At 41.6% G+C, this 11,823-nt stretch carries 11 protein-coding genes and 1 pseudogene; 9 read left to right on the forward strand and 3 right to left on the reverse strand.

The genetic code is table 11. The features are described 5' to 3' along the window. Window positions 1-36: 36 nt before the first annotated feature. Both Q0017_RS02260 and ppa read left to right on the forward strand, forming a co-directional pair. Window positions 37-441 carry an MAPEG family protein gene (locus Q0017_RS02260; protein WP_298142193.1) on the forward strand — a complete coding sequence of 135 codons (405 nt, stop codon included), beginning with the start codon at window positions 37-39 and terminating at the stop codon, window positions 439-441. A 94-nt stretch (window positions 442-535) separates the two neighbouring features. Next, window positions 536-1,072 (forward strand): inorganic diphosphatase, encoded by a 537-nt coding sequence (gene ppa, locus Q0017_RS02265; protein ID WP_298142195.1) that lies wholly within the window; start codon window positions 536-538, stop codon window positions 1,070-1,072. A 66-nt stretch (window positions 1,073-1,138) separates the two neighbouring features. Here the strand turns inward: ppa and Q0017_RS02270 are convergent, their stop codons facing one another. Beyond that, a complete protein-coding gene (locus Q0017_RS02270; RefSeq protein ID WP_298142197.1) occupies window positions 1,139-2,437 on the reverse strand; it encodes an OprD family outer membrane porin in 1,299 nt (432 codons plus the stop codon). Between the two features lie 772 nt (window positions 2,438-3,209). On the opposite strand from Q0017_RS02270, the gene Q0017_RS02275 reads away from it, so the two are divergent. Beyond that, window positions 3,210-3,971, forward strand: coding sequence for a TorF family putative porin (locus Q0017_RS02275; protein WP_298142199.1), 762 nt, complete (start codon window positions 3,210-3,212; stop codon window positions 3,969-3,971). A gap of 94 nt (window positions 3,972-4,065) precedes the next feature. After that, a pseudogene (locus tag Q0017_RS02280) lies at window positions 4,066-4,977 on the forward strand (patatin-like phospholipase family protein). Here Q0017_RS02280 and Q0017_RS02285 read toward each other — a convergent pair. Continuing rightward, entirely contained in the window at window positions 4,967-6,454 is a 1,488-nt protein-coding gene (locus Q0017_RS02285; RefSeq protein WP_298142200.1) for a YifB family Mg chelatase-like AAA ATPase, read from the reverse strand. The pseudogene Q0017_RS02280 and the gene Q0017_RS02285 sit on opposite strands and share 11 nt — an antisense overlap. 67 nt (window positions 6,455-6,521) lie before the next feature. Further along, complete coding sequence (locus Q0017_RS02290) at window positions 6,522-6,746, reverse strand: accessory factor UbiK family protein (protein WP_298142202.1); 225 nt, start codon at window positions 6,744-6,746, stop codon at window positions 6,522-6,524. Window positions 6,747-7,019: 273 nt separating this feature from the next. On the opposite strand from Q0017_RS02290, the gene glnK reads away from it, so the two are divergent. The 5 genes from glnK to Q0017_RS02315 all read left to right on the forward strand — a co-directional run bounded on the left by glnK (window position 7,020) and on the right by Q0017_RS02315 (window position 11,793). Next, window positions 7,020-7,358: a P-II family nitrogen regulator gene (gene glnK, locus Q0017_RS02295; protein ID WP_297426732.1), complete on the forward strand. Its 339-nt coding sequence runs from the start codon at window positions 7,020-7,022 to the stop codon at window positions 7,356-7,358. 62 nt (window positions 7,359-7,420) lie between these two features. Next, window positions 7,421-8,815, forward strand: a complete 1,395-nt coding sequence (locus Q0017_RS02300; protein WP_298142205.1) for an ammonium transporter — start codon at window positions 7,421-7,423, stop codon at window positions 8,813-8,815. 129 nt (window positions 8,816-8,944) lie between these two features. Next, window positions 8,945-9,412 carry a transcriptional regulator NrdR gene (gene nrdR, locus Q0017_RS02305; RefSeq protein ID WP_297426728.1) on the forward strand — a complete coding sequence of 156 codons (468 nt, stop codon included), beginning with the start codon at window positions 8,945-8,947 and terminating at the stop codon, window positions 9,410-9,412. A 6-nt stretch (window positions 9,413-9,418) separates the two neighbouring features. Beyond that, window positions 9,419-10,501: a bifunctional diaminohydroxyphosphoribosylaminopyrimidine deaminase/5-amino-6-(5-phosphoribosylamino)uracil reductase RibD gene (gene ribD, locus Q0017_RS02310; protein WP_298142207.1), complete on the forward strand. Its 1,083-nt coding sequence runs from the start codon at window positions 9,419-9,421 to the stop codon at window positions 10,499-10,501. Continuing rightward, complete coding sequence (locus Q0017_RS02315; protein ID WP_298142209.1) at window positions 10,498-11,793, forward strand: DNA adenine methylase; 1,296 nt, start codon at window positions 10,498-10,500, stop codon at window positions 11,791-11,793. Before ribD ends, Q0017_RS02315 begins: the two co-directional genes overlap by 4 nt. Window positions 11,794-11,823: the final 30 nt, after the last annotated feature.

An 11,823-nucleotide genomic window follows, 5' to 3' on the forward strand; every position in this document is an offset into this window, starting at 1 on the left:
TGATGCAAGCTTAGTGCAACTTGAGAAACAATATAGATGCAAAGTATAAGTGGAATTATTTATCTCATTTTAATTGCTTGTTTATTACCTTATGCTTTTGCCGTGACTGCTAAAGTTGCAGGTGGCTTTCGTGCTCAAGATAATCAAAATCCACGTCAATTTTTAAGTCAAACCACAGGCTTGGCAGCGCGTGCCAATGCAGTCCAACAAAATAGCTTTGAAGGTCTACCTTTATTTATTGCAGCGATTTTAATTGCTGAATATATGGTGATCCCACATAGCATTATTATGACCTTTGGCGTTGCTTATTTGCTGTTACGTGTGGTGTATGGCTTATGTTATTTGCTTAACTGGGCAACCCTACGGTCGATTGTGTGGTTTATGGCGCTCTCATGTCCTGTTTTGTTGTTACTGTTGGTGATTAAACTCACAGTGGGCTAAAAATTCCTGTTGAGCGGTGTATAATCGGCAACGGATAATACACAAAGTCGCTATAATTGCGCTTTGAAAGACAGCTTAATTTGAGAGTGATGCTATGAGCTACAGCAACATCCCAGCGGGTAAAGACGCACCAAACGATATCTACGTAATTATTGAAATTCCTGCTAATGCAGCGCCAATTAAATACGAAATCGACAAAGATTCTGATGCATTGTTTGTAGACCGTTTCATGGGTACAGCAATGTTCTACCCAGCGAACTACGGTTATGTACCAAATACATTATCGCTTGATGGTGACCCATTAGACGTACTTGTGGTGACGCCTCATCCAGTTGAACCAGGTTCGGTGATTCGCTGCCGTCCTGTAGGTAAACTCAACATGGAAGATGACGGTGGTATTGACGCGAAACTTGTTGCTGTTCCACACGACAAATTAACGCCAATTTACAAAGACGTTCAAGAATATACTGATCTTCCGCCATTATTGATCAGCCAAATTGAGCATTTCTTCCAACACTACAAAGACTTAGAGCCTGGCAAATGGGTGAAGTTAAGTGGTTGGGAAGGCGCTGATGTTGCAAAACAAGAAGTGTTAAGCTCAATTGCAGCCTATGAAGAAGCTAACAAATAAGTTGTAAGCTTTAATAAAAAACCTGCACAGTGTGCAGGTTTTTTTATGGCTCAGACTACAAGTGAATTAGAATAATTTCACAGGAATGTCTAACCAAATACGCCATTCATTGGTCGAACCAATACCATTGCTCACATAATCACCTGAGGCATTGTTATAGGTATCGCTGCTACGTAAATATGAGTGACGTAAGCGTAAACTTGCATCTTTCATAGCGCCGCTTTGTACGGTGTATTTCACTTGGTTAAAGAATTCGTGTTCTTCTGCTTGGTCAATGGTTTTGGTTGGATTGTCGTATTCGGCAATATCAATATCCCAACCATAAACAAAAGCACTGGTCCAATTTAAGCCCGCTAAGCCATGATTTTTAAAGTTATAGTTGTACATTAAACCCACTGATTTTTCATCTTTACCGTTAAAATCAGAAAGGTATGAGTTTGGTACATAAATACTTTGTAAGCCATCTGCGTTATAGGCATAGTCATAGCCAATATCGCCGCTATTGTCTTGATAAGACAACGCTACGCTATGAACATCTTTGTTATAGCTTGCAGATACACCCCAAATGGTGTTACTTAAAGATTCAGTTAGACTGCGTTTGTCGGTAGTTGCTGCACCTGCTTCCCAATCAGTTTGGTAACCCATCGCATCTAGAGTCAATGACGCGTCATTTTTTAAAGGACGTGTATAACTGACATTGGCATAGTGACGATCAAGTTTATCTTCAACATCAACGCCGTAGTAAGCACCGTTGACTTGGTCGTTAAACTTGTATTTTGCACCCCAAAAAATTGCGCTATCTAAACCTTGAGCATCTGATTTAATATCATTTGACCATTGGTTTTGTGTGAACTTACCACCAATTAAAGTTAAGTCTTTAATTTCGTTACTTTCTACATATAAACCTGTGAAGTACTCAGGCACTAAACGCGCTGTGTTGCTGGCCAATACAGGTAACTCAGACACTTGTGTACCATAAGTCACTGTCGTGTTTGAAATGCGTGCTGAAACGTTAGCGCCACCACGTACCCAATGATCATAGGCATCGCCTGAACTATCACGCGGGATCATTTGGTTGCCCGTATTTTTATTTGCGCCTAACTTCATTGAGGCATCACCAACAACACCTACAGCAAAGCCTACTTTACCTTGAGTAAAGCCTGAATCTAATTTAAAGATCGCCGTTTGTGCAGCTGAGCTTGTGTCGGTTAAACCATCTTTTTTATCGCGGTTTAAATAGCCAGTACGGAAAAGGACAGAACCTTCAGCACCGTCAACAAAGCCTTTGGCTTCGCTTTGTTCACTTGCGTATACCGATGAAACGAGTGCAGCTTGGATTAAAACTGCCAAGGTAAGTTTTTGCATTGGGAGAGAGCCTCATACAAAATTTAGGGGAAAACGAAAGCCAATATTTTGGGTGTGGCAATGTACTGAGTGTGCAATGCGGCAACAAAATATGATTTTTGTAAAATTTATGTAGTTAAAAGTACACAATTGAGCTGAAGGATGCGATAGTTTTTTTACTTTTATATTTCAAAATTATGAATTTAATTTTTTTTTCTTTTAAAAACAAAAATATATATAAAATTCTTTTTAAAAACTCATGTCTAAATTTTATGCTTAATTATTTTTAGCGACATAAACTCAATTAGGATATTTACAAACCTTACTACGCTGTTGACGACACAACATATATCGCTTTTATTGGCTTTAAATTAAATAGGCAAATAGAACTTTAAAAAAGCGCTAGAAAAATTTTAACTTGCCATAAATGTTAGAAAAAGTGCAACACGATTGCAGCATGAGCCATAAGGCATTTAATTTTTATGTTAAAGCTGACTAAGGTGCATAAACATTAGGCAAAATGCACCATTTATAGGCAAAATAACCTGCCTTTAAAAAAAGCGAATTTTATGATCACGTTAACTCATGCCAAAAATACAATTTGAGGAGGAAGTTGTAAATTATAACCTGTTAAATCACATTAACATTCTTGATAAAAATAAATAGCAAACAGTTATTTAGATTAAAAGCATATTTTAAAACTTGGGCTTTTTATCACATTGGCATAGCAATTGCTAAAGCTTGGCTTAAGTAAAAATGAATTTGAACAACATCAATATATAGGGGAATCATCATGCAATTGACAACTAAATTATCGGCAGCATTGTGTCTGGCACTAGGCACAACGAGCGTATTTGCAGCTGAAGAAGTCAATTCTGAGCATCAAATCAGCGGTAATATCGCTGTGTTATCAAGTTACAATTCACGTGGTCTGACCAATAGCCCTGAAAATGACAAGGTCACCATTCAAGGTGGTTTAGATTATAGTCATGCATCAGGTTTTTATGCAGGTTATTGGGGTTCAACTATTGGTTACTCATTAACAGACTATGACGCAGGAGTAGAAGATTACACAGGCAGTGATACTTTTGAGCATGATTTTTATTTGGGTTATAACGGCAGTATTAATGATGATTGGGGCTATAACTTAGGTGCAGTTTATTATTACTACTATGAATCGGATGCCGATGCAGATGCGCTTGAAAGTGTGCTAGGTGTCAACTATAAAAATTTAAGTCTAACTGCACAAACTTTGTGGGATGATGTGAACTGGGGCAACACAGGCGATACCTATTTACTAGCAGCCTATAGCCATGCTTTACCACGTGATTTTACCCTTAATACTTCTTTAGGTATGTACTACTATAACGATGATACGAGTCCATATTTTGCAACCACAGAAGATTTTGGTTTCCGTCATTTTACTGCCGGCTTAAGCCATCCTTTGGGCAACACAGGGGCAGAAATGAGTGTTGATTTGATTATGGGTGGATATAACCGAATTGATGAAAAACAAAAAAACAAAGTGGTGTTTGGCTTAAGTTATAACTTCTAAGTGATTTAATATTTTAACCAATAATCAGCGGTCAAGACTTGGCCGCTTTTTTTATGCTATATAAATAAAACAATAATAATCAAAGCGTCGAAGCATGAAAAAAATATTAAGTATTGATGGTGGTGGGATTCGCGGCATTATTCCTGCGTTAGTATTGGCTGAAATTGAAAAACGTATCGATAAGCCGATCAGTGCCTGCTTTGACCTATTTGCAGGTACATCTACCGGTGGAATTTTAAGTTTAGGTTTAACCAAAGCCGACCAGTTTGGCCGACCTGAATATAGCGCTGCGGATTTAGCTGAAATTTTTGCTCGTTCTTTATGGCAAGGCTTTTCTTCTGTGGGTGGCTTAACGGATGAGACCTATTCTGATCATGGTTTAGAAGCAGTATTAAAAGACTATTTTAAAAATACGGATCTAGCCAAATGCTGAGTTAAAACCATGATTACCACCTATGACTTAGAAAAACGTGAGCCTTTATTTTTAAAAAGTTGGCGAGCTGAATATGCCGATGTCCTCATGCGTGATGCAGGGCGTGCCACTGCTGCGGCCCCCACTTATTTTGAACCTGCAAAAATTGCCGTTAACGGTGAGCCGCGTGTATTGGTAGATGGTGGAATTTTTGTGAATAATCCTGCTATGTCGGCTTATGCTGAGGCACGTCGGATTTTCCCTGATGAAGCTGATATTTTGTTGTTATCTTTAGGTACAGGAGAATTGGTGCGTCCCATTTATTACCATGAAGCCAAACATTGGGAAAAATTGGAATTGGTATTAGCATTACTCAATTGTATGTTTGATGGTATGGCAGATGCGGTAGACTATCAGCTCAATAATTTATTAGAAACAGAGCGCTATTTTCGCTTACAACAAAGTCTCACCTATGCTTCAGATGATCTAGATAATGCCACGCAAGGTAATATTAGTTTATTGCAACAAGAGGCTGCACGACTCATTCAAAAGCACAGTTTAGATTTAGATAAACTCTGTAAGCTTATTGCGTAGCCCCTCGATAAGACAACGCTTCAGTGATATGGGCACTTTCAATATTAAGGCTTAGGTTTAAATCGGCAATAGTGCGAGCCACGCGTAACACACGATGATAGCCACGTGCCGATAAATTAAGACGTTGTTGAGCAAGGCTTAAAATTTGTTGGGCTTGTGGATTAAGGTAAGCATATTGTTCTAAGCCTTGTGGGCTTAATGCGCTATTGAGCATGCCTTGGCGCTTGATTTGTTGCTCATACGCTTGGATTACCCGTGCACGTACTGTGGCTGAATTTTCAGCAGGTATGCGGCTTTGTAATTCTTCAGCCGGCAACGGTGGTACATCAATATGCAAATCTATACGATCGAGTAATGGCCCTGAAATACGATTTTGATAGCGCTGAATACTTAAAGCAGAACATTGACAGCGTTGATCTTGATGAAAGGCATAACCACAAGGACAAGGGTTCATTGCGGCAATTAGTTGGAAATTGGCAGGAAAGGTCATTTGCCTTGAGGCACGTGAAATCACAATCTGCTTAGATTCAAGAGGCTGGCGTAAAACCTCTAATACCTTTCGGTCAAATTCTGGTAGTTCATCTAAAAATAAAACCCCTAAATGAGCAAGGGTGATTTCACCGGGTTTAGGTTGTGAACCACCACCCACCAAAGCGATGGCTGAGGCAGTATGATGCGGTGCGCGAAAAGGGCGTGTGCCAAAGGCATGAGGCACATTTGCAACAGAGTAGATGCGCGCCACTTCTAAATTTTCGTTTAAGTCTAAGGGCGGCAAAATGCCAGCTAAGCGCGAGGCAAGTAAAGTTTTACCTGTCCCCGGTGGTCCTTTAAATAATAAAGAATGTCCGCCTGCTGCGGCAATTTCTAAGGCGCGCCGTGGTCTTAGTTGACCTTTAACATCGGCTAAATCTAAGCTACTTGGCTCAAAAGCATGTTCAGCAGTGATGACATAAGGCACCAATAAATCGGTTTGATTTAAATGCTGACAAACCTGCGTTAAATTGTGGGCTGCAAATACCGCAAAGTCACTGAGCTTGGCAGCCTCTGGTGCATTTTCAGCAGGTAACATCAATTGATGACCTGCTTGTTGGCAGGCAATGGCAATACTTAAAGTGCCTGTAGTGGGGCGTAATTGTCCATCTAAGGCAAGCTCACCAATAAATTCTAAACCTGCTGTGCTGTGTTCTGGTAATTGATCAGAAGCGATTAAAATTCCAAGCGCAATGGCTAAATCTAGGCGTGCACCATCTTTAGGTAAATCTGCAGGGGCTAAATTAATAGTCAGACGTTTGGTGGGAAAGTTAAAACCGCTATTAAGAATAGCAGAGCGCACACGGTCTTTACTTTCGCGTACCGCAGCTTCGGCTAGCCCAACCATGGTTAAAGAAGGTAAACCTTGGCTAATATGCACTTCAACTTCAATTAAAGGGGCATCTAAGCCCAACACACCACGCGTATAAATTTTCGCAAAAGACATCACACATGCTCCTTATTGGTGCATATTCACTGGATAATTTTGCTGAAAAAATGCACAAAATGGGTGCTTATTTCTGTTTTAGCTGCTGCTCTAGTGCGTCAATATGTTGCATCAGTTGCTCAAGACGTAAATTTGCCTGTTGCAACGCGTGGCGTTGACGTTCCATTTCATCTTGCGAGACCAAATCCATTTTACTCACCGCCTCTTGTAGCAAGGCGCGTAGGTTATGTTCAAGATCTTTTTTAGGTTGATCAATCTGTTGCAAAATGGCTTGGATCAAAGTTTCAAGCATGCGTAAGCCCAGTGAATAATAAAGTCATTTTAGTGTAGCACCGCTCAGGCACTTGCCCTAGTCATGATAGAAAAATACACTTTCTTTCGATGATTTTAATCGTTATTTTCTGAGTAAATATGTATTTTTTTTAGCATTGTGACTACATGCCGACCCTTAAAATAATGTATAAATAAGCAACGTGAAAAGCCTTAACATCCCCCAACCTTAGGGCTTTGGCACGGAATTTGAACATAAAACCTTACTGGTGCAAGAAACCGAAGGAATACAAAGATGAAACTCGTAACTGCAATTGTTAAACCGTTTAAACTTGATGATGTGCGTGAAGCGCTCTCTGAAATTGGCGTACAAGGTATTACTGTAACTGAAGTAAAAGGCTTTGGTCGTCAAAAAGGCCATACTGAGCTATATCGCGGTGCTGAGTATGTTGTTGATTTTTTACCAAAAGTAAAAATTGAAATCGCAATTAGCGACGAAATGGTTGAGCCTGTGATTGAGTCAATTACCCGTGTTGCAAGCACTGGTAAAATTGGTGATGGCAAAATTTTTGTCACAAACTTAGAGCAAGTGATTCGTATCCGTACCGGTGAAACAGGTGCCGACGCAGTTTAATAGGTTGGCATGAAGTTTGCTCCTTTGGGCATAACTTAAAAAAACACGGTTGGGGGAAACGAATGAAAAAGGCGCTGCTTGCGTTTGGTTTATCCAGCGCATTATTAGCTGGGTCTGCTGCCTGGGCTCAAGAAGTAACGGCAGTAGAAACAGCAAATTCACAAGTCACACAGGTGACGACACAAACAATACCATCAGATCTGATTCCTGTTGTCACACAGAGCATAAGTAGCGTAGAAGTAGCTGAACCAGAAGCTGTGCTTGATACCGGGGACACAGCTTGGATCTTAATTTCAACTGCATTAGTTCTACTCATGACCATTCCCGGTCTTGCGCTTTTTTATGCCGGTATGGTGCGTAAGAAAAACGTGTTAAGCACTATGGCGCATAGCTTTGTTGCTGCTGCCGTGGTCAGTATTACTTGGATTGCTGTCGGCTATAGTCTTGCTTTTGGTGATGGTAATGCTTTTATTGGTAACCTCGACAAAGTCATGCTCGCAGGCATTACAACAGAAACTTTAAGCGGCTCAATTCCAGAAATCTTGTTTGTTATTTTCCAAATGACCTTTGCCATTATCACGGTTGCCATTATTAGTGGTTCAATTGCCGAGCGCATGAAGTTTGGTGCGTTTGTGGCTTTTATTGCGATTTGGTCAGTGGTGGTGTATGCACCGATTACCCATTGGGTATGGGGTGGTGGCTGGTTAGGCAACGATGGCGCACTGGATTTTGCAGGTGGTACGGTCGTACACATCAACTCAGGTGTGGCAGGCTTGGTCGCAGCATATATGTTAGGTAAGCGTATGGGCTTAGGGCGTGAATCTATGGCACCGCATAACTTAACCTTAACTGTATTGGGTGCAAGTTTACTGTGGGTCGGTTGGTTTGGCTTTAATGGTGGTTCAGCTTTAGGTGCCAATGGTTCAGCAGGCTATGCTTTGGTGGTGACCCAAGTGGCAGCGGCAGCAGCAACATTATCTTGGCTGGTGACCGAAAAAATCGTACGTGGTAAAGCATCGGTATTGGGTGGTGCATCGGGTGCAGTAGCAGGTTTGGTGGTGATTACCCCTGCTGCAGGTTTTGTCACAGTTGGTGGTGCATTAGCCATGGGCTTAATTGGGGGTGTGGTGTGCTTTTGGGGTATTACTGCATTAAAACGCATGCTTAAAGCCGATGATTCACTCGATGCCTTTGGTTTGCATGGTGTAGGCGGTATTGTTGGTGCAATCTTAACTGCTTTCTTTGCCAGTGAATTTATTATGGGCGATGCTGTACCGACCAACTTAATGCATCAACTTTGGGTGCAAGTTGAAGGTGTCTTGGCCACAGTGGCTTACTCTGCAATGCTTACCTTTATTATCTTAAAAGTATTAGACATGACGATTGGTATTCGTGTGGCATCGGATGATGAACGTATGGGTCTTGATTTAAGTCAGCATGGCGAACGCGTCGACTAATTAAAAAACTATATATAGTATTAAACAGCCCAAAAGGGCTGTTTTTTTTCTATATCTAGCGTAAAGCTCTACAAAGATCAGATTTTTTGCTACACTCAGTGTTCAGTTTTTGGGTTCAATTTTACCGCTATGCATTGTCCATTTTGCAACGCTGCAGATAGTAAAGTAATTGATTCACGCTTGGCAGCAGAGGGTTGTCAAATCCGTCGTCGCCGTGAATGCATTAGTTGCGGTGAGCGTTTTACCACTTTTGAAAGCTACGAAGTTGTGATGCCACGGGTGATTAAATCCGATGGTAAAAATGAACCTTTTGATGAAGCCAAATTACGTCGCTCTTTAATGCATGCGCTACAAAAACGTCCGGTCACACAAGAACAAATTGAAGCGGTACTCAGCGACATTCAACTTAAAATTCGTCGTTTAGGTGAACGTGATGTCAAATCACGCACCATTGGGGAAATTGTGATGCAAGCTTTGTTTGCCATGGATCATGTGGCTTATGTGCGTTTTGCATCGGTTTATCAAGATTTCCAAGATGTCGAAGCATTTCGTCGTCAGATTGAACAAATGCAACAACGTGACCAAGATGTTGAGTAAGCTTAAATGAGCCATCTAAGCCAAGATCAAAAATGGATGCAACAAGCGATTGCCTTAGCCAAACAAGGGCAATATTCTACTAAGCCCAATCCCAATGTTGGTTGCGTGATTGTGAAAGACGGTCAATTGGTCGGTGAGGGTTTTCATCCCAAAGCCGGTCAACCCCATGCCGAAGTCTTTGCCTTGCGTGCTGCAGGTGAGCAAGCCAAAGGTGCAACTGCTTATGTGACGTTAGAGCCATGCGCGCATTTTGGGCGTACACCGCCGTGTGCTAAAGGTTTAGTTGCAGCAGGCGTGGCCAAAGTAGTAGTGGCGTGTCCTGACCCAAATCCATTGGTGGCAGGCAAGGGCGTGCAAATTTTAAAAGATGCCGGTATTGAAGTTGAAGTGGGCGTGTTAGAGCAACAGGCACATCAACTCAATTTAGGCTTTTTAAAATCTATGGCCACAGGTCAACCCTATGTACGCTTGAAAATTGCCTCAAGTTTAGATGGGCGTACTGCAATGGCATCGGGTGAATCTAAGTGGATTACTGGAGTTGAAGCACGTCTTGATGTGCAACATTGGCGCGCTATTTCAGGTGCGGTCATTACTGGAATTGAAACGGTCTTGGCTGATGATTGTGAATTAAACGTGCGTGACTTAGGCGAGATAGATTTAGCCCATGTGGTACAACCCAAACGTGTGGTATTAGATCGTCAAGGGCGTTTACCACTCAATGCCAAAATCTTAGCCCAACCCGACCAAGTCATGGTGATGACGCCTTATCGTCAAGAATTGGCTGATTTAGGGGTTGAGCAATTTGAGGTACAAAGTCTGCAAGATTTACTCAAAACCTTAAAAGACAAACAGATTTATGATGTATTGGTTGAAGCAGGGGCCACCTTATCAACCGCATTTTTACATGCCAATTTAGTCGATGAACTCATTAGCTACGTTGCACCCACCTTTTTAGGTCAGTCTGCACGCGCTATGTTTAACACCGAATTTAGCCGTATGGCAGAGCAACAACGTTTTAAACTCATTGATGCCATCCAAATAGGCAGTGATGTACGTTTAAGACTGATTCCAATGCAAGAGACACTATGAGTTCAGAGTCATCTACGGTTTACCATAAACGTCGCCATGCTGCGCGCACCACCGATGAATACCTTTTCCATCAATTGGTACCTTATTTAGGCAATAAACGCCGTTTATTGCATTTAATTTTAGAAGCCTTAGAAAGCACTGGCACGTTAAAGCGTGATGATGGGCGTTCGCCAATTTTTGCTGACTTTTTTGCAGGTTCAGGTGTGGTATCACGTTTGGCGCGCCAAAATGGTTATCGTGTGATTGCCAATGATTGGGAACCTTATAGTCATGCGCTAAACAGTGCAATTTTATCTTGTACTGAAGCACCTGCATTTAAAGAATTGGGTGGTTATCAAAAAGCCATTGATTATTTAAACCGTTTACCTGAAGTTAAAGGTTGGGTCACGCATAATTTATGTCCGCGTAATGATGAAATTTATGACCCAAGCCGTGATCGTTTGTTCTTTAAACGCCGTAATGGCATGCGTATTGACGCAATTCGTCAGCAAATTGCAGCATGGCAAGCACAAGGCGCGATTGATGATGTAGAAATGAGTGCTTTACTTGCACCACTGTTATATTCGGCAAGTTTTGTCAGTAATACCTCAGGTGTATTTAAAAGTTTTCATCATGGTTGGGGCGGAAAAACCCAAACTGCATTAGAGCGTATTGAATCTTTATTATGGCTCACTCCAAGTCGTTTTTGTGAAGTTGGTGCAGCGCAGCAACCTGCGGCAGAAGTATGGTGTGTTGACGCGCAGCATCTTGCCAATCAAATGAGCAGTTTTGAAGTGGATGTCGCCTATTTAGATCCACCTTATAATCAGCATGCTTATAGCAGTAATTATCATGTGCTGAATGCCTTAACACTTTGGGATCAAGTGGATTTACCTACCCCAGACACCAAAGGTTTTAAAAGTGGTATTGATCGTGCGTGGCGTAAAGAGCGTCCAAGCCCGTACAATTCTTCACGATACGCCAAAGAAGCCTATGAAAAATTAGTCGCAACCATTAACGCACGTTACATCCTGACCAGTTACTCAACTGATGGTAATATTGATGCAGTAGATTTACTGCAAGCCAATTTAAAACGTGGTCGTGTGACTTTACTCACGCAAGATGTACCGCGCTATCGGGTTAGTAAGCAACGTCAATCAGAACGGGCGCGTGTCTTAGAATTTATTGTCATTACCGACACACATGCTAAATCTGGTCCACCTTTACGTCAATTGTTGACGCAATTGCATCATTATGCAGAGTTAGGTGGTGTGGATACCGCAAGCGTTGCGACCCAATTGGCACTGTGGTAAAGCCCTCATTTAGCTAATAGAGAAGCGCTT

Origin of the sequence: uncultured Acinetobacter sp., assembly GCF_947624825.1 — a bacterium.
GTDB lineage: Bacteria > Pseudomonadota > Gammaproteobacteria > Pseudomonadales > Moraxellaceae > Acinetobacter.

Excerpts from the sequence above, each read along its gene's own strand:
- nrdR (WP_297426728.1), top strand. The coding sequence starts at position 8,945 with ATGCATTGTCCATTTTGCAACGCTGCAGATAGTAAAGTAATTGATTCA.
- Q0017_RS02315 (WP_298142209.1), top strand. The coding sequence starts at position 10,498 with ATGAGTTCAGAGTCATCTACGGTTTACCATAAACGTCGCCATGCTGCG.
- ppa (WP_298142195.1), top strand. The coding sequence starts at position 536 with ATGAGCTACAGCAACATCCCAGCGGGTAAAGACGCACCAAACGATATC.
- Q0017_RS02260 (WP_298142193.1), top strand. The coding sequence starts at position 37 with ATGCAAAGTATAAGTGGAATTATTTATCTCATTTTAATTGCTTGTTTA.
- ribD (WP_298142207.1), top strand. The coding sequence starts at position 9,419 with ATGAGCCATCTAAGCCAAGATCAAAAATGGATGCAACAAGCGATTGCC.
- Q0017_RS02300 (WP_298142205.1), top strand. The coding sequence starts at position 7,421 with ATGAAAAAGGCGCTGCTTGCGTTTGGTTTATCCAGCGCATTATTAGCT.
- Q0017_RS02290 (WP_298142202.1), bottom strand. The coding sequence starts at position 6,746 with ATGCTTGAAACTTTGATCCAAGCCATTTTGCAACAGATTGATCAACCT.
- glnK (WP_297426732.1), top strand. The coding sequence starts at position 7,020 with ATGAAACTCGTAACTGCAATTGTTAAACCGTTTAAACTTGATGATGTG.
- Q0017_RS02270 (WP_298142197.1), bottom strand. The coding sequence starts at position 2,437 with ATGCAAAAACTTACCTTGGCAGTTTTAATCCAAGCTGCACTCGTTTCA.
- Q0017_RS02275 (WP_298142199.1), top strand. The coding sequence starts at position 3,210 with ATGCAATTGACAACTAAATTATCGGCAGCATTGTGTCTGGCACTAGGC.
- Q0017_RS02285 (WP_298142200.1), bottom strand. The coding sequence starts at position 6,454 with ATGTCTTTTGCGAAAATTTATACGCGTGGTGTGTTGGGCTTAGATGCC.